Genomic DNA, 15872 nt, shown 5'->3' with positions numbered 1-15872 from the left:
TGCTGGCCACCAAGACCATCGCACCTGTCGCATCTGCACCGGAAGCCACCTCGCCGGAAAAGAGCGCGACCTATCGCAACGGCATGGCTCGGCTTGCCGCCGCCGTCACCATCGTCACAACCGATGGCCCCGGCGGACGCGCCGGCTTTGCAGCAACCGCCGTCACCAGCGTCTCCGACAATCCGCCGACGCTGCTCGTCTGCCTCAACAAGGGATCTTCCGCCTATCCTGCCGTCAGCACCAACGGGTTCGTCACGGTCAATGCTCTCTCGGCAGAACACGAGCCTGTCAGCCGGCTCTTCGGCGGCAAGACGCCGGTCGATGAACGTTTCGCCGCCGCCACCTGGGAGACGACGGCATCCGGCACGCCGCGCCTGGTCGATGCGCTCGTCTCGTTCGAATGCCGGGTCACGGAAGTGCATGACGGCAGCACCCATGACGTGTTGTTCTGCGAGGTTCTCGACGTCACCACCCGCGACGAGGGTCAGGCGCTGGTCTATTTCGACAGGGCCTATCGTACCGTCTAAACATCTGTAGTGAAACGCAAAACGGCCCGCTTGATGCGGGCCGTTTCGTTAATTGCCTAATTCTCTCAGTACCAGCCGACAGCGACCTGCGCCTCTTCGGACATGCGGTCCGGCGTCCATGGCGGATCGAAGCTCATCTCGACTTCGACGCCCGAGACGCCCTCGACCGAGCCGACGGCATTCTCGACCCAGCCCGGCATTTCGCCGGCGACCGGGCAACCGGGGGCGGTCAGCGTCATGACGATCTTCACCGTGCGGTCGTCCTCGATGTCGATCTTGTAGATCAGGCCGAGTTCGAAGATATCGGAGGGAATTTCCGGGTCATAGACGGTCTTCAGCGCCGCGATGATATCGTCCGACAGGCGGGCGACCTCTTCCGGCGGGATCGCCGTGTTGATGATACCTTCGCGGACGTCGGGCTTGGTTTCGGTGTCACTCATGGTGTTCATTCCTCAGGCGAAGAAGCTGCGGGCGTAATCCAGCGCGTCCGCCAGCGCATCGACTTCTTCCCGTGTGTTATAAAGGCCGAAGGACGCCCGGCAAGTGGAGGTCACGCCGAAGCGTGCGAGCAGCGGCTGGGCGCAATGGGTTCCGGCGCGAACGGCAACGCCGCGACGGTCGATCATGGTGGAGACATCATGGGCATGAATGCCGGCCAGTTCAAAGGAGAAGATCGCCCCCTTGCCCGGCGCATTGCCGATGATGCGCAGCGAATTGATCGCCGAGAGACGCTCATGCGCATAGGCGCGCAGGCTCTCCTCATGGGCGGCAATGTTCTGACGGCCAAGCGCTTCCATATAGTCGAGCGCATAGCCGAGACCGATCGCCTGGACGATCGGCGGCGTGCCGGCCTCAAAGCGATGCGGCGGCTCGTTATAGGTGACGCGGTCTTCGGCGACTTCGATGATCATCTCGCCGCCGCCTATGAAGGGGTCCATATCCTTCAAGCGATCCATCTTGCCCCAGAGCACGCCGATGCCCGAGGGACCGTAGAGCTTGTGGCCGGTCACGGCATACCAGTCGCAGCCGAGATCCTGCACATCAACCGGCATGTGAACAGCGCCTTGAGAACCATCGACCATCACGGCGATGCCGCGTTCATGGGCGATCCGGCAGACCTCCTTGATCGGCACGACGGTGCCAAGCGCGTTCGACATATGGGTGATGGCGATCAGCTTGGTGCGCTCGGTCAGGCAGCCAACAAAGGCTTCCATATCGAAGGCGCCGTCATCGGTCACCGGCGCCCAGACGAGCTTGGCGCCCTTGCGTTCCCGCAGGAAATGCCAGGGCACGATATTGGAGTGATGCTCCATGATCGAGAGCACGATCTCGTCGCCCTCACCGATATGCTTCATGCCCCAGCCATAGGCGACAGTATTGATCGCCTCGGTCGAAGACTTGGTGAAGATGACTTCGTCGATCGAGGGGGCGTTCAGGAAGCGGCGCACCTTTTCGCGCGCCGCTTCATAGGCGTCCGTCGCGGCATTGGACAGGAAATGCAGGCCACGATGCACATTCGCATATTCGTTTGAATAGGCGTGGCTAATCGCGTCGATTACCTGCTTCGGCTTCTGAGCCGAGGCGGCGTTGTCGAGATAGACCAGCTTCTTGCCGTAGACCTCGCGCGACAGGATCGGGAAGTCCCGCCTGACGGCTTCGACGTCATATCCTGTCCGTACCGCGATCGTGTCAGCCATGATGCTCCAGCCAGTCGGTGATGATCTCTTCCAGGGCCTCGACGAGCGGCTCGTTTTCGAGCTCCTCGACGATCTCGGCAACGAAGCCATTGATCAACAGCGCACGCGCCTTCTTTTCCGGAATGCCACGCGACATCAGGTAGTAGAGATGGCTCTTGTGGATGTCGGCGACCGTCGCACCATGGGCGCACTGCACGTCGTCGGCGAAGATTTCGAGTTCCGGCTTCACCGAAAACTCGCAATCATCCGACATCAGCAGCGTGTTGCAGGCCATGCGGGCATCGGTTTTCTGGGCATCCGGAGCAACCCGGATCATGCCCTGGAAAACGCCCTTGGCGCGATCGAAGACGACGTTGCGGATGATTTCCGTCGAGGTGGTGTTCGGTACGTCGTGGCCGAGTGTCATGGTGACATCGGTATGGGTTTCGCCGCCGAGCAGGTTGACGCCGCGTAGCATGAAGTCGGAGCCTTCGCCCGCGGTCTTCACATGCACTTCCTGGCGCACCAGCTTGCCGCCGGCATTGACGATGAAGAGCCTGAACTTCGCATCCTTGCCCAGTTCGGCGCGGATCTGGCCGAGATGCGTGTCGGCATCGCCTTCGCCCTGCAGGATCACCCAGGTGATCTCGGCACCCTCGCCGAGCTTCAGATCGGCGACGACGGAGGCGAGTGCGGCCGAACCGCTCTGGCCGACATGACGCTCGATAATGGTTGCCTTGGAACCCTTGCCGAAGCTGGCGGGGAACCGCAGATGCAGCTGACCGGCCGCGTGAACCGACTGCAGCTCGATCGGGGCTTCGATCTCCGTGTCCTCTGCCACTTCGAGCGTAAAGCCGTCGCGCACGAAGGCACCGTTCAGGCGGCCGATCGTGTCGTCCGCGTTGAAGGCTGTCAGACCGTCGGCAGCGGCGCCCGTGGAGAGCGCGTCGCGGTAGAGTGCGATGCTCAGACCATCCGGCAGCGCTGACGGCCGCTGGGCCACGCCCTGCAGGACGTTGAGCACATGAGCGCCCGACACCAAGGGGTCAACCGTCTTGGCAACAGCCTGCGGCTCATCCGCCGGAAGCGCACGCAGCAGCGCCTTGAGGTCCGTATAATGGAAGGTCTCGACGCGGCGCGTCGGCAGGCCCTGGCGCTTCAGCGCGTCGAACAGGCCGTCGCGCTTCAAAAGCACGGCGCCATCGCCCGGAAGGCTGCCGACCTGATTGGTATAGGCGTCGATGAGCTGGGTCTCGGCTACGGTGAGCCGGTTGGCCGCTTGCAATGTCATCGTTGCAACTCCTTCAAAACTTGAGAGCCCTTTAGGCTGCCTGACCGGTGATGTCGGCATAGCCGTTGGCTTCGAGTTCCAGCGCCAGGCTCTTGTCACCCGACTTGATGATCTGGCCCTGGTAGAGAACATGCACGCTGTCCGGCACGATGTAGTCGAGCAGGCGCTGGTAGTGGGTGATGACGACGGTTGCGCGGTCCGGACGCTTCAACGCGTTGACGCCGTCGGCGACGATCTTCAGCGCATCGATGTCGAGGCCGGAATCGGTTTCGTCGAGGATGCAGAGCTTCGGCTCGAGCAGCGCCATCTGCAGGATTTCGGCGCGCTTCTTTTCACCGCCGGAGAAACCGACGTTCAGCGGACGCTTCAGCATGTCAGGGTTGATCTTCAACTCGCCTGCGGCTTCCTTGACGCGGCGGATGAATTCCGGCGTCGTCAGTTCGGCTTCGCCGCGGGCCTTGCGCTGCGAGTTCATCGCAACCTTGAGGAACTGCATGGTGGCGACGCCCGGGATTTCGACCGGATACTGGAAGGCGAGGAAGATGCCCTTGGCAGCGCGCTCGGCCGGGTCGAGTTCGAGAATGCTCTCGCCGTTATAGAGGATGTCGCCTTCGGTGACTTCATAGTCTTCGCGGCCCGACAGAATGTAGGACAACGTTGATTTGCCGGAGCCGTTCGGGCCCATGATGGCAGCCACTTCACCGGCCTTTACAGTAAGGTTCAGACCCTTGATGATTTCGGTGCCGTCTTCGGCGATGCGGGCATGGAGATTTCTGATTTCAAGCATAGACAAATCCTTTCGGACGAATGGGTAACGCGCGAAGCGCAGAGAAATGACTGAGCGGGTGGTCGACCTTAGCCGACCGAACCCTCGAGCGAGATGTTGATCAGCTTCTGCGCCTCGACCGCGAATTCCATCGGGAGCTGCTGGATGACGTCGCGGACGAAGCCGTTGACGATCAAAGCGATCGCCTCTTCTTCCGGGATGCCGCGCTGCATGGCGTAGAACTTCTGGTCCTCGGAGATCTTCGAGGTCGTCGCCTCGTGCTCCACCTTGGCCGTCGAGTTCTTCACCTCGATATAGGGCACGGTATGCGCGCCGCAGGTGTCACCGATCAGAAGCGAATCGCAGTTGGTGAAGTTGCGGGCGTTTTCCGCCTTGCGGTGCATCGAGACCTGGCCGCGATAGGTGTTCTGCGACACACCGGCCGAAATGCCCTTGGAGATGATCCGGCTCTTGGTGTTCTTGCCGAGATGGATCATCTTCGTGCCGCTGTCGACCTGCTGATGGCCGTTCGACACGGCGATCGAGTAGAACTCGCCCTGGCTGTCGTCGCCGCGCAGAATGCAGGACGGATATTTCCAGGTGATGGCCGAACCGGTTTCGACCTGGGTCCAGGAGATCTTCGAACGATCGCCACGGCAATCGCCACGCTTGGTGACGAAGTTGTAGATGCCGCCCTTGCCGTCCTTGTCGCCGGGATACCAGTTCTGGACGGTCGAATACTTGATCTCGGCATCATCGAGCGCCACGAGTTCGACCACGGCTGCATGCAGTTGGTTTTCGTCGCGCTGGGGTGCCGTGCAGCCTTCGAGATAGGAGACGTAGGCTCCTTCCTCGGCGATGATCAGCGTGCGCTCGAATTGGCCGGTGTTCTTCTCGTTGATGCGGAAATAGGTCGACAGTTCCATCGGGCAGCGGACGCCCTTCGGAATGTAGACGAAGGAGCCGTCGGTGAAGACGGCGCAGTTCAGCGTCGCATAATAGTTGTCCGTGACCGGTACGACCGATCCGAGATATTTCTTCACCAGATCCGGATATTCGCGGATGGCTTCCGAGATCGACATGAAGATCACGCCGGCCTTCATCAGTTCGGCCTTGAAGGTCGTGACAACCGAGACCGAATCGAAAACAGCATCGACGGCGATCTTCGAGGTCTGGACGCCTGCCAGCATTTCCTGCTCTTTCAAGGGAATGCCGAGCTTCTCATAGACCTTCAGAAGTTCGGGATCGACTTCGTCGAGCGACTTCGGGCCGGCAGCCGTCTTCGGCGCGGCATAATAGTAGATGTCGTTGAAGTCGATCTTCGGATAATCGACGCGCGCCCAGGTGGGCTCGACCATCGTCAGCCAACGGCGATAGGCGTCTAGTCGCCATTCCAGCATCCATTCCGGCTCGTTCTTCTTTGCCGAGATGAAGCGAACGATGTCTTCCGACAGGCCTTTTGGGGCCTTGTCGACTTCGATGGTGGTTTCAAAACCATACTTGTACTGATCCACATCGATCTGGCGAACCTGATCGATCGTTTCCTGCACAGCAGCCATGGTCGTTCTCCAATCTTGCCGGGCCAAATTCCGACAGCTTGTTAACGTTGGGCGGTGACCCGCCATATCTAAGGTTCCCGAGCCACCATTTCACCCTCTTGGCAAGGGAAAAACGAGGATCGGGCCGGTTTTTCGCCGCTTATGCGGCTTGGCCAGCCGGATTTCGCCGGGCGGCAATCTTCTCAAAGGTCGCAACGAAGCGATCGATGTCCGTTTCCGTTGTCGTCGGGCCGATCGACAGGCGCAGCGCTCCGGTTGCGGCGTCCTCGCCCATCGCGGTCAAAACGTGGCTGGCGCCCACCTTGCCGGACGAGCAGGCCGCACCCGCCGACAATGCGACACCTTCCAGATCGAAGGCGATCTGACCGGTTTCAGCCTTCAGCCCCGGCAGATGGAAAAAGCTGGTGTTGCCTACCCGCGCTTCGCCCCGGCTGTATATGACAGTCTCCGGTGCCGCAGCCAGCATGCCGGCTTCGGCCCTGTCGCGTAACGCTGCAATTGCCGCGTTGCGCTCGACCAGATCCTTCGACATCCGCGAGGCGGCAGCCCCGAAGCCGGCGATCGCCGCGAGATTTTCCGTCCCGGCGCGATGCCCCTTCTCCTGGCCACCACCACGCACCAGAGGTTCCGGCATCAAGGTCTCGCCACGCGACACCAGTGCACCGACGCCCTTGGGACCGCCCAGCTTGTGGGCAGAGAGGATCAGGAAGTCGGCGCCGAGATCGGCGATCGACAGCGGCATGCGGCCTGCCGCCTGCACGGCGTCGACCACCAGCAATCCGCCAAACTTCTTTACGGTGGCGGAGATCTCCCGGATTGGCTGGATGATACCTGTTTCGTTGTTTACGAGCATGACGGCGACCAATGGCAGACCGTCTGCCACATCATGCGAAGCGAGTTGAGCGGCCAGCGCATCGACATCCAGTATGCCCGAACGGGTCACCGGAACCTCCGTCACCTGATCTGCGGAAAACCGGCCGCCGGCCCTCACTGCGGGGTGCTCAATAGCGGAAACATAAAGACGCCCGAGCGCCACACGGGACTTACCCATGCGATAGACGGGCGACAATACGTGATTGGCGGCTTCGGTCGCACTCGCGGTGAAGGTCACATGCGCCGGTTCGGCATCGACGAGGTTTGCCACCTCGCGCCTTGCCTTTTCGATCGAGGCGCGGGCTGCGCGCCCCTCGGCATGAACGGAAGACGGATTGCCGGGCATTGAAAGCGCATCGAGCATGGCCTCGCGCGCCGCGCCCATTAGGGGTGCGGTGGCGTTCCAGTCGAGATAGATGCGCGCAGCGGCCATCCTTGCTTCAGACTCCCATACTCATGGCGGCGCATTTTCCTTGAAATTTCCGCCGGGCTTGCCTTATGACACCTTCACCCCGGATGCGACGCCATCCAGTTTCGAACGGTTCTAAACTTCGTTCTAGAAAAGCTGACTGACGCCGTCAAGTCAGCTTTCTAATTTGGTGTTGACGAACCGCAAAAATGTCAGGGACCGGAACCTAATGCCCGAAGTGATTTTCAACGGCCCCGCGGGTCGTCTCGAAGGCCGTTATCAACCCTCCAAGGAAAAGAGCGCACCGATTGCGATCATCCTTCATCCGCATCCGCAATTCGGCGGAACGATGAACAACCAGATCGTCTACCAGCTATTCTACATGTTCCAGAAGCGCGGCTTCACCACGCTTCGCTTCAACTTCCGCGGCATCGGCCGCAGCCAGGGTGAATTCGACCATGGCGCGGGCGAGTTGTCGGATGCAGCGTCGGCCCTCGACTGGGTGCAGAGCCTGCATCCGGATTCGAAGAGCTGCTGGGTTGCCGGTTATTCCTTCGGCTCCTGGATCGGCATGCAGCTCCTGATGCGTCGCCCCGAGATCGAAGGTTTCATGTCGATCGCGCCGCAGCCGAACATCTACGACTTCTCCTTCCTCGCCCCCTGCCCGTCATCAGGCCTGATCATCAATGGCGACAGCGACAAGGTGGCCCCTGAAAAGGATGTGCTTGGCCTCGTCGACAAGCTGAAGACCCAGAAGGGTATCCTGATCACCCACAAGACGGTGCCGGGCGCCAACCACTTCTTCAACGGCCAGGTGGAAACGCTGATGGGCGAATGCGAAGACTATCTCGACCGTCGCCTCGATGGCGAACTAGTCCCCGAACCGGCCGCCAAGCGGATCCGGTAAGATGATCCGGATCGTGGCCGATACAAACGTTCTCGTCAGCGCTTGTATCGGCCGCGGCCCAGCCTCGAAAGTGATCGAGGCGTGCCTGGACGGACGCCTTGTCCCTTTCCTGTCCGGTCCATTGCTACTCGAGTACCGGGACGTTCTCTCCAGGACCGAGCCTTTTGTTCAGGCACGATTGTCCGCCAATGAACGTTTAGCATTGCTGGAAATTTTCGTTTCTCGCTGCCACTGGCGCACGGCGCATTTCAAATGGCGGCCCAATCTCGTCGATGAAGCCGACAATCACTTGATCGAATTGGCAATCTCGGCCAACGCGCATATACTCGTTACGTCGAACATCCGAGATTTCGAAAAGGCGGAGCTCAGGTTTCCGCATATCAAGATCGAGACACCAGCAGCGACCGTTCGGAGGCTTGAACATGAACGCTTTAACCGTTGAGCTGAGTTCAGAGGTTCACGAAAAGGTGGATCTGATCGCGGCGGAAAAGGGTGTCTCTCCTGAACGCCTGGTATCAGAAATGGCAGCGGAAATGGTGGAGCAACACGAAGCTTACCGCTTGTTCGAGGAGATGGCCGCCCGCGGCAGGGGAAGAGAGGCGGAAGCCCTCGCCTTGCTTCGTCGCGACTGACCGTCGTGTTCGATTACAGACTGTGATGCTTTGAATGACCTCACCCATGACATTTGACGCCGTCGGCCTCGCAGGTGGCGGAAACCGTTGCTACTGGCAGAGCGGCTTCTTGAAGGCCTTCAGTCAGCATCAGCCACTCAATCCGCGCTTCTATGTGTCCGTTTCTGCCGGGGCCTATCACGGCGCGATGTTTCTTGCCGGTGTCGGCGATCGGGTGCGCGAATCCGCCTTCGCATTCGCCGAAAAGGGGCATCGTGGCATCGACTGGCGGGCGCTGAGGCGGCGGCAATCGCCGCTGGTCGTCGGTGCTCTGTTTCGACAATTGCTCGCCAGCGAATTCGGCGAGGCAGAACTCGCCACCTTGAAGGCTGCGCCGCCGATGTTGATCCAGCTCTCAGGCGTTCCGGACTGGATGCCGGGCACGCTCGGGGCGCTGGGCTCGATCGGCGCCTACCAAATCGAAAAGCTGTTGACCGATGGCACCCATTCGAAGGCAGGGCTTCGCATGAAATTGCGTCCGACCTGGTTCTCCACACACAATGTCGACTATCCCGGTGAGCTGGTCGATGCACTGATGGCGACCTCCTCGGTCCCACCCTTCATGCCGGTCGGACGGGTCCGCGGCCGCGCCTATCTCGATGGCGGGCTCGTCGACAATCCGCCGCTGATGAAGCTGAGCGAGGTCGAAGCGAAGGGCTGGAAGACGCTGCTGCTCTCCACTCGTTTTGGCCGCACGCCGCCGGCGGTCGCCAATCGCATCGTCGTCGGCCCGAGCGAGGACATCCCGGTCAACAAGTTCTCTGTCGGCGACGCAGCCGGCATCCGCCATGCCTATGAAGTGGGTTTGCGGGATGGGCTCGCCTTTGCTCAAAAGGGACCGGCTGCAGACCCCGTCAAGTGAAAGTCAGCTGCTCGGCTGTCGGGACGCCGCCACGAGCACTCCGCCACTTACCGGCTGACCGACACCCGTCGTCCCCGGAAAGGTAAGCGGCAGCCCGCTTGCCGATCGTACAGCCAGATAGGCCCAGGCCTCAGCTTCCATCGCGTCGCCATCGAAGCCGGCCTGTTCTGCGCTCATGACCTCCGCTCCTCTCTCCGCGGCCAATCGCACAAGATCGGCCATGATTGTGCGGTTCAGCCGTCCCCCGCCACAGATGACGAAGGTCTTCGGGAAAGCCGGCAGATGCCCGGCCGACTTCAAGACGGCCGCAGCCGAGATGTAAGCCAGCGTCCGCGCACCATCGGACAGCTCCGCCTCGTGGCCCTCAGGCGGGCGAAAATCGTTGCGGTCCAGCGACCGGCGCTTGCTAGCCGTGAAAAACGGATTGTCCAGATAGCGCTCGGCGAGCGCCATAATGACCGAACCTTCCGACGCGATGCGGCCGCCGTCGTCATAGGGGATGCCGGCATGGGCCTCGACCCATTGATCGATCAGCGTGTTGCCCGGTCCGCTGTCGAAGCCGATGATTATGCCGTCGCGGTCGAGGAAGGTGAGGTTCGAAATGCCACCGATATTGACGAAACAGACCGGCCAGTCACCTGCCGGGATCTGGTGCGCCAGAGCCTGGTGATAGACCGGCACCAGCGGGGCGCCCTGCCCTCCATGGACCATGTCGTTGGCGCGCATGTCATAGACAATGTCGATGCCGGTTTCGGCTGCCAGCAGCGGCCCGTCGCCCAGCTGCACGGTGAGCGCCTCATCCGGTCGGTGCAGCACCGTCTGGCCATGGAAGCCGATGAGGTCGATCTGCTCGGGCTTCAGCTGCTGCTGCCGCAGGAAAAGCGCGACCGCTTCTGCATGACGTAGAGTCAGGTCCCTCTCCATAGGTGAGAGATCACCCGGCCGCTCGTTGCGTTGCCTGATCGTCTTGGCATCTTCCAGCGCCCGCTTCAGCCGGTCGCGAAAGGCCGGTTCGTAGGGCACGGAGAGAAAGGGGCCGCGCTCGACCACCGTCTCGCCATCGGTGCGGACAAGCGCCACATCGATGCCGTCCATCGATGTGCCGCTCATCAACCCGATCGCCGTCCTGATTTCCGCCATTTGCCACCCGATTCGGCTACCGTTCACGCCGGACATTCATGACCGAGACGGGTGCACAATTCAAAAAACAATGCTAAAGCCCGCGCGGATTTCCAAGATTACCACCGAAAGACCAGAGAACCGAAAGCAACAGCGTCATGACGAAGTTCAAGTCCGATTTCCTCCGCATCCTCTCCGAGCGCGGCTTCATTCATCAGATGTCCGATGAAACGGGGCTCGACGATCTGCTCGCCAAGGAAAGCGTGACGGCCTATATCGGCTATGATCCGACGGCATCCAGCTTGCATGTCGGCCACCTCATGCAGATCATGATGCTGCGCTGGTTCCAAACCACTGGCCACCAGCCGATCTCGCTGATGGGCGGCGGTACCGGCATGGTCGGCGACCCCTCCTTCAAGGAGGAAGCCCGCAAGTTGATGACCATCGAGACGATCGAAGAGAATATCGCCTCGATCAAGCGCTGCTTCTCGCATTACCTCGACTATGACAAGGGCCCGAAGGGCGGCGCCCTGATGGTCAATAATGCCGAGTGGCTACGCGGCCTCAACTACCTCGAATTCCTGCGCGATGTCGGTCGGCATTTCTCGGTCAACCGCATGCTCTCCTTCGACAGCGTCAAGACGCGGCTTGACCGCGAACAGTCCTTGTCCTTCCTGGAATTCAACTACATGATCCTCCAGGCATACGACTACGTCGAGCTGAACCAGCGCTACGGCTGCCGGCTGCAGATGGGCGGCTCCGACCAATGGGGCAACATCATCAACGGCATCGATCTCGGCCACCGCATGGGCACACCGCAGCTCTATGCGCTGACGGCACCGCTGCTCACCACCTCCTCCGGCGCCAAGATGGGCAAGTCGGCCTCGGGTGCCGTCTGGCTCAATGCCGATCTGCTGCCGGTCTATGACTTCTGGCAGTACTGGCGCAACACCGAGGATGCCGATGTCGTGCGCTTCCTCAAGCTCTTCACCATCCTGCCGATGGACGAAATCGCACGTCTGGCAGCGCTTGGTGGTTCGGAGATCAACGAAGCCAAGAAGATCCTCGCCACCGAAGTGACGACGCTGCTGCATGGCCGGGAAGCCGCTGAGCAGGCTGCAGAGACGGCCCGCAAGACCTTCGAGGAAGGGGCGCTTGCCGATACGCTGCCGACTGTAGAAGTCGCGTCTGCTGAACTCGAAGCCGGGATCGGCTTGCTCGGACTGATCGTCAAGGCGGGCCTTGCTGCCTCGAACGGTGAAGCCCGTCGTCATGTCCAGGGTGGTGCGGTCAAAATCAACGATGCCGGCGTCTCTGATGAGCGCATGTCTGTGGGAACTGCAGAGGTCACAGCGGATGGCGTCATCAAGCTTTCGCTGGGCAAGAAGAAGCACATTCTCATCAAGCCTGTCTGACCGTCTAAAGACTTACACTGACGACACCCGAAAAGCCCGCGATTGCGGGCTTTTCTGCATTGATCAACAGCCGTTAACCTATGGCGCATTTTTCACCAGCCTACCCGCCCTGCCGCATATCACGGCAACCTCATGCACAAATGCATAGCAGTCGCACATTATTTGCACTGCACAATATTGTTTTACGGGCGTATAAGAACGTCAGTCGCCGATGCGGGAAAGACCGCAGGATCAGCGAACATTCGACGAGGAAACGACCATGAACCCGATCCGCATTGCAAAGAACTGGATCAGCTACCGCCGCACGATGAACGAACTGGGCAACCTGTCTTCGCAGACCCTCAACGACATCGGCATCACCCGCTACGAGATCCGCAACATCGCTTCGCGCTCTTTCCGTTAATCGGACCTGCGCAAAGCAGCCTGTCAAACGGCACCGCATGGTGCCGTTTTTGATTCCGGCTTCATCAAATTGAACGCCCGGCCCGCTGCATGGCTCCAGACATGATGGACCTCGCGCCGCGAGGCGTGATATGGAGCCGCCCATGACGAACAGCACCTTCTCCCCCATTCATATCATCGGCGGCGGTCTTGCAGGCTCTGAAGCCGCCTGGCAGGTCGCGCAATCCGGCGTTCCGGTCATTCTGCACGAGATGCGCGGCGTGCGCGGCACGGATGCACACAAGACCGACGGCCTTGCCGAGCTGGTCTGCTCCAACTCCTTCCGCTCCGATGACGCAACGTCGAACGCTGTCGGCGTCATCCATGCCGAGATGCGGCTCGCCGGCTCGTTGATCATGGCCTGCGCCGACAGGCATCAGGTCCCGGCCGGTGGCGCACTCGCGGTCGACCGCGACGGCTTCTCCGAGGCTGTCACTGCCGAAATCCAGCGGCATCCGCTGATCACGGTCGTCCGCGAGGAAGTGACCGGCCTGCCGCCGGAAGACTGGGATCTCGCCATCATTGCCACAGGCCCCCTCACCTCGCCGGCGCTCGCCGAAGCCATCCGCGAACGGACAGGCAAGGACGCGCTCGCCTTCTTCGATGCCATCGCACCGATCGTGCATACCGACAGCATCAACATGGATATCTGCTGGTTCCAGTCGCGCTACGACAAGGTCGGGCCCGGCGGCACTGGCAAGGACTATATCAACTGCCCGCTTGATGAGGCCCAGTACAATGCCTTCGTCGACGCCCTGATTGCCGGCGACGCCGTCGGCTTCAAGGAATGGGAAGGCACGCCCTATTTCGATGGTTGCCTGCCGATCGAGGTGATGGCCGAGCGCGGCCGCGAGACACTGCGCCACGGGCCTATGAAGCCGATGGGCCTCACCAATGCCCACAACCCGACCGTCAAGCCCTATGCCGTCGTGCAACTGCGCCAGGATAATGCGCTGGGCACGCTCTACAACATGGTCGGTTTCCAGACGAAACTGCGCTACGGCGCCCAGGCGGAAATCTTCCGGATGATCCCGGGCCTGGAGAATGCCGAATTCGCCCGCCTCGGCGGCCTGCACCGCAACACCTATATCCACTCCCCGACCCTGCTCGACCAGAGCTTGCAGCTGAAGGCCCGTCCGGGCCTGCGCTTTGCCGGCCAGATCACAGGCTGCGAGGGGTATGTGGAAAGCGCCTCGATCGGCCTGCTCGCCGGCCGTTTCGCAGCAGCGCAGCGCAAGGGCGAGACACCAAGCATTCCGCCGGCGACGACAGCCCTCGGTTCGCTGCTCAATCACATCACCGGCGGACACATCGTCTCCGACGAGGAGCCGGGCAAGCGCTCGTTCCAGCCGATGAACATCAATTTCGGATTGTTTCCCGAGCTTGAGCCCGGTTCGATCATCAAGCCTGAGGGCGTCAAGCGCTTCCGCGGCAAGGACAAGACGATCATGAAGCGACAGCTGATCGCCGCACGGGCACTCGAACACTGCAAGACCTGGCTGGGTGCTGCCTGACGGCGACGTCAGGCCTCAGCCTGTCGTGCTGGAGGCGGTGTCCTGTTCCCGGTCGGCATGGCCAACGTAGTTTCCAAGCAGCCAGAGGGACACCTCTGCCGCGATTGCCGGGTTCGCAAAAGTGAACTCGCCATTGTGGAAGGATGCGTCGAGAAACTCGACGGCGATGCCCTTGCCGTTCGGCAAGGCGCGAACACGCACGGTGCCTGGCTCGATCAGATGGCAGGCGAAATGGTTGCGCATGCTGCGCATGAAGCCTGCCTTGTTGTCATGAAGACGGACGAAGACCGCCTTGCCGTCGACCGTGGCGTGCAGGCTGCGGATCGCCTCTTGCGGAAAGGCGCGGCCGAATTCGAGGATAGCGAGGCCAGCATCCTGAAATCCCTCATCCTCCTGGCGCATCATACGCAGGGAGAAATAGGCCAGCGCCAGGACGAGCGCAAAGACGATACCCCAAGTCACCATGATTAGATCTCGCGTCCTTCCCCGCACACATACTATCGCAATGGCTGCTAACAGGCGAGCCTTGCGTGAACGTGGTGTAGCCGGGACGTGGCCGCTGTGTCAGAGCCGACCCGTCAGCAGCAAGCGCATCATCGCCATCTGCCGTCGCCATTGCGGCGGGCGAATATCGGTCGAGAGAGAGGCATGGCCGATCTTCATCGCCCGCTTGAATACCGATTCTGCCAGCGTCGCAGGCAGGAAGGCGGCAAGCAGGCTCTTCGGTATTCTCCCGGCGGCTCGCGCCTTGCGCAGGTGATCGAGACCGAAACCGGCAAAGGCCTGGATGGCGGCGGTCATCCGCTCGTCGTTGCCCCCGGCCAGAAATCCGTCCCGGTCGAGCCCCACGGAAGCAAGGATCTGTGTGGGGAGGTAAACCTGGCCTCGGGCCCGATGGATCGGCATCAGCAGGATCGCGCCGGCAACTGCCAGTGCCACACCCGCATGGCCTGCGATCTCTGAGGCAGCCTCGGCTGCCTCAGCATCGAGAACCAGAGATGAAAGTTGAATGAGCGCCGCCGCCGTCTCGCCGGCATAGCCTTCGAACATCGCGGGCGTTTCCATGGGATCGTCGTAGAGGTCGAAGATGCGCGCGTCGGCCATGGCGACAAGCGGCGCCACCGGCAGGCGCCACGTCTGCACGGCGCGAAGAAGCTCTGCAGCGACAGGATTTCCGGCCGTCTCGCCATGGGCGGCACCTTCCAGCAGATCCCGCCAGTATTGCAGCCGCACCTCGCCCGGCAAAGGTTCGCGCACGAGGTCGCGCACCCGGGCGAGCTCGGCATTGTAGGCATAAAGCGCAACGATCGCGGCACGACGATCGGCCGGCGTCAGGAGGCTTGCCAGGTAGCGGTCGCGATCCGTCTCCTGCAGTGCCCGCAGGCAAAGCGCCTCATTGGCTGACGGGATATCGCTCACGATGCACCTTTCGACGATGATCAGACGGCAATCAAGGCGGCGGCAACCGGGCGTTGCTCGGCCAGCATGATGTTATACGTGCGCACGGCAGCACCGGTTCCCATGGGATCGGTGGCAATGCCCTTCGCCTTCAGCGCGGACCGCAAATCGGGATCGACAAGACGCAATTGCCGACCTGTGCCCAAGAGCAGGAACTCGATACCGGCCTCGGAGAACACACGCGCAAGCGAGGCTTGCGTGATCGGCTCCTCCTCGGTCTGCTCCCAGCCATAGACGCCTGAGGGAAGCAGGAGAAGCGACCCACGATGCGACATGTCGGCGAAGCGGAAACCGCCATTGCCGTAACTGTCTATACCGGGCCGCCCCGGGAAATGGGCGTCACGGATGGTGACGCCCTTGTCTCCGAAGCCAAAGACCATCGGG

The 15872-nt window shown here is 61.3% G+C and carries 18 protein-coding genes; 8 read left to right on the top strand and 10 right to left on the bottom strand.

The genetic code is table 11. From position 1 onward, the window contains the following. The first annotated feature begins 2 nt into the window (after window positions 1–2). Window positions 3–527, top strand: coding sequence for a flavin reductase (locus D4A92_RS16410; RefSeq protein ID WP_425958087.1), 525 nt, complete (start codon window positions 3–5; stop codon window positions 525–527). A 65-nt stretch (window positions 528–592) separates the two neighbouring features. On the opposite strand, the gene D4A92_RS16405 is transcribed toward D4A92_RS16410, so the two are convergent. The 6 genes from D4A92_RS16405 to D4A92_RS16380 all read right to left on the bottom strand — a co-directional run bounded on the left by D4A92_RS16405 (window position 593) and on the right by D4A92_RS16380 (window position 7125). After that, complete coding sequence (locus D4A92_RS16405) at window positions 593–967, bottom strand: SUF system Fe-S cluster assembly protein (RefSeq protein WP_203015652.1); 375 nt, start codon at window positions 965–967, stop codon at window positions 593–595. Between the two features lie 12 nt (window positions 968–979). Next, a complete protein-coding gene (locus D4A92_RS16400) occupies window positions 980–2224 on the bottom strand; it encodes a cysteine desulfurase (RefSeq protein ID WP_203015650.1) in 1245 nt (414 codons plus the stop codon). Further along, window positions 2217–3494 (bottom strand): Fe-S cluster assembly protein SufD, encoded by a 1278-nt coding sequence (gene sufD / locus D4A92_RS16395; RefSeq protein ID WP_203015648.1) that lies wholly within the window; start codon window positions 3492–3494, stop codon window positions 2217–2219. The genes D4A92_RS16400 and sufD overlap by 8 nt, the downstream gene beginning before the upstream one ends. Before the next feature lie 31 nt (window positions 3495–3525). Further along, window positions 3526–4281 (bottom strand): Fe-S cluster assembly ATPase SufC, encoded by a 756-nt coding sequence (gene sufC / locus D4A92_RS16390; RefSeq protein WP_203015641.1) that lies wholly within the window; start codon window positions 4279–4281, stop codon window positions 3526–3528. Between the two features lie 68 nt (window positions 4282–4349). Next, window positions 4350–5819, bottom strand: coding sequence for a Fe-S cluster assembly protein SufB (gene sufB / locus D4A92_RS16385; RefSeq protein ID WP_203015639.1), 1470 nt, complete (start codon window positions 5817–5819; stop codon window positions 4350–4352). A 139-nt stretch (window positions 5820–5958) separates the two neighbouring features. Next, window positions 5959–7125: a cysteine desulfurase family protein gene (locus tag D4A92_RS16380; protein WP_203015638.1), complete on the bottom strand. Its 1167-nt coding sequence runs from the start codon at window positions 7123–7125 to the stop codon at window positions 5959–5961. A gap of 205 nt (window positions 7126–7330) precedes the next feature. Between D4A92_RS16380 and D4A92_RS16375 the strand changes: the two genes are divergently transcribed. The 4 genes from D4A92_RS16375 to D4A92_RS16360 are packed head-to-tail and all read left to right on the top strand — an operon-like array spanning window position 7331 to window position 9541. Then, complete coding sequence (locus tag D4A92_RS16375; protein ID WP_054150164.1) at window positions 7331–8008, top strand: alpha/beta hydrolase; 678 nt, start codon at window positions 7331–7333, stop codon at window positions 8006–8008. A gap of 1 nt (window position 8009) precedes the next feature. Continuing rightward, window positions 8010–8450: a putative toxin-antitoxin system toxin component, PIN family gene (locus D4A92_RS16370; RefSeq protein WP_203015636.1), complete on the top strand. Its 441-nt coding sequence runs from the start codon at window positions 8010–8012 to the stop codon at window positions 8448–8450. Next, window positions 8431–8640 carry a hypothetical protein gene (locus D4A92_RS16365; RefSeq protein WP_203015634.1) on the top strand — a complete coding sequence of 70 codons (210 nt, stop codon included), beginning with the start codon at window positions 8431–8433 and terminating at the stop codon, window positions 8638–8640. The genes D4A92_RS16370 and D4A92_RS16365 overlap by 20 nt, the downstream gene beginning before the upstream one ends. Before the next feature lie 46 nt (window positions 8641–8686). After that, a complete protein-coding gene (locus tag D4A92_RS16360) occupies window positions 8687–9541 on the top strand; it encodes a patatin-like phospholipase family protein (RefSeq protein WP_203015632.1) in 855 nt (284 codons plus the stop codon). A 3-nt stretch (window positions 9542–9544) separates the two neighbouring features. On the opposite strand, the gene D4A92_RS16355 is transcribed toward D4A92_RS16360, so the two are convergent. Next, window positions 9545–10681: an anhydro-N-acetylmuramic acid kinase gene (locus D4A92_RS16355; RefSeq protein WP_203015630.1), complete on the bottom strand. Its 1137-nt coding sequence runs from the start codon at window positions 10679–10681 to the stop codon at window positions 9545–9547. 137 nt (window positions 10682–10818) lie between these two features. On the opposite strand from D4A92_RS16355, the gene tyrS reads away from it, so the two are divergent. The 3 genes from tyrS to trmFO all read left to right on the top strand — a co-directional run bounded on the left by tyrS (window position 10819) and on the right by trmFO (window position 14030). Further along, window positions 10819–12075 carry a tyrosine--tRNA ligase gene (gene tyrS, locus D4A92_RS16350; protein ID WP_203015628.1) on the top strand — a complete coding sequence of 419 codons (1257 nt, stop codon included), beginning with the start codon at window positions 10819–10821 and terminating at the stop codon, window positions 12073–12075. A 259-nt stretch (window positions 12076–12334) separates the two neighbouring features. Next, window positions 12335–12478, top strand: coding sequence for a DUF1127 domain-containing protein (locus D4A92_RS16345; protein ID WP_006728564.1), 144 nt, complete (start codon window positions 12335–12337; stop codon window positions 12476–12478). A 142-nt stretch (window positions 12479–12620) separates the two neighbouring features. Further along, window positions 12621–14030, top strand: coding sequence for a methylenetetrahydrofolate--tRNA-(uracil(54)-C(5))-methyltransferase (FADH(2)-oxidizing) TrmFO (gene trmFO / locus D4A92_RS16340; RefSeq protein WP_203015626.1), 1410 nt, complete (start codon window positions 12621–12623; stop codon window positions 14028–14030). A 15-nt stretch (window positions 14031–14045) separates the two neighbouring features. On the opposite strand, the gene D4A92_RS16335 is transcribed toward trmFO, so the two are convergent. The 3 genes from D4A92_RS16335 to D4A92_RS16325 form a co-directional block, all read right to left on the bottom strand. Further along, a complete protein-coding gene (locus tag D4A92_RS16335) occupies window positions 14046–14495 on the bottom strand; it encodes a hypothetical protein (RefSeq protein WP_203015625.1) in 450 nt (149 codons plus the stop codon). A 99-nt stretch (window positions 14496–14594) separates the two neighbouring features. Next, the gene (locus D4A92_RS16330; protein ID WP_425957885.1) at window positions 14595–15449 is read right to left on the bottom strand and encodes a phytoene/squalene synthase family protein; all 855 of its coding nucleotides are present in this window, start codon (window positions 15447–15449) and stop codon (window positions 14595–14597) included. 20 nt (window positions 15450–15469) lie between these two features. Then, window positions 15470–15868: an Mth938-like domain-containing protein gene (locus D4A92_RS16325; protein ID WP_203015623.1), complete on the bottom strand. Its 399-nt coding sequence runs from the start codon at window positions 15866–15868 to the stop codon at window positions 15470–15472. Between the last annotated feature and the right edge of the window lie 4 nt (window positions 15869–15872).

The sequence above is a fragment of the Rhizobium rosettiformans genome (genome assembly GCF_016806065.1).
GTDB lineage: Bacteria > Pseudomonadota > Alphaproteobacteria > Rhizobiales > Rhizobiaceae > Allorhizobium.
The sequence above is the reverse complement of the archived record's forward strand: the minus strand, read 5'-3'. Positions and strand labels throughout refer to the sequence as shown.

Coding starts and splice junctions, on each gene's coding strand:
- D4A92_RS16365 (WP_203015634.1), top strand. CDS start 8,431: ATGAACGCTTTAACCGTTGAGCTGAGTTCAGAGGTTCACGAAAAGGTG.
- D4A92_RS16405 (WP_203015652.1), bottom strand. CDS start 967: ATGAGTGACACCGAAACCAAGCCCGACGTCCGCGAAGGTATCATCAAC.
- D4A92_RS16370 (WP_203015636.1), top strand. CDS start 8,010: ATGATCCGGATCGTGGCCGATACAAACGTTCTCGTCAGCGCTTGTATC.
- sufB (WP_203015639.1), bottom strand. CDS start 5,819: ATGGCTGCTGTGCAGGAAACGATCGATCAGGTTCGCCAGATCGATGTG.
- D4A92_RS16345 (WP_006728564.1), top strand. CDS start 12,335: ATGAACCCGATCCGCATTGCAAAGAACTGGATCAGCTACCGCCGCACG.
- D4A92_RS16400 (WP_203015650.1), bottom strand. CDS start 2,224: ATGGCTGACACGATCGCGGTACGGACAGGATATGACGTCGAAGCCGTC.
- D4A92_RS16360 (WP_203015632.1), top strand. CDS start 8,687: ATGACATTTGACGCCGTCGGCCTCGCAGGTGGCGGAAACCGTTGCTAC.
- tyrS (WP_203015628.1), top strand. CDS start 10,819: ATGACGAAGTTCAAGTCCGATTTCCTCCGCATCCTCTCCGAGCGCGGC.
- D4A92_RS16375 (WP_054150164.1), top strand. CDS start 7,331: ATGCCCGAAGTGATTTTCAACGGCCCCGCGGGTCGTCTCGAAGGCCGT.
- D4A92_RS16325 (WP_203015623.1), bottom strand. CDS start 15,868: ATGGTCTTTGGCTTCGGAGACAAGGGCGTCACCATCCGTGACGCCCAT.
- sufC (WP_203015641.1), bottom strand. CDS start 4,281: ATGCTTGAAATCAGAAATCTCCATGCCCGCATCGCCGAAGACGGCACC.
- trmFO (WP_203015626.1), top strand. CDS start 12,621: ATGACGAACAGCACCTTCTCCCCCATTCATATCATCGGCGGCGGTCTT.
- sufD (WP_203015648.1), bottom strand. CDS start 3,494: ATGACATTGCAAGCGGCCAACCGGCTCACCGTAGCCGAGACCCAGCTC.
- D4A92_RS16335 (WP_203015625.1), bottom strand. CDS start 14,495: ATGGTGACTTGGGGTATCGTCTTTGCGCTCGTCCTGGCGCTGGCCTAT.
- D4A92_RS16355 (WP_203015630.1), bottom strand. CDS start 10,681: ATGGCGGAAATCAGGACGGCGATCGGGTTGATGAGCGGCACATCGATG.
- D4A92_RS16380 (WP_203015638.1), bottom strand. CDS start 7,125: ATGGCCGCTGCGCGCATCTATCTCGACTGGAACGCCACCGCACCCCTA.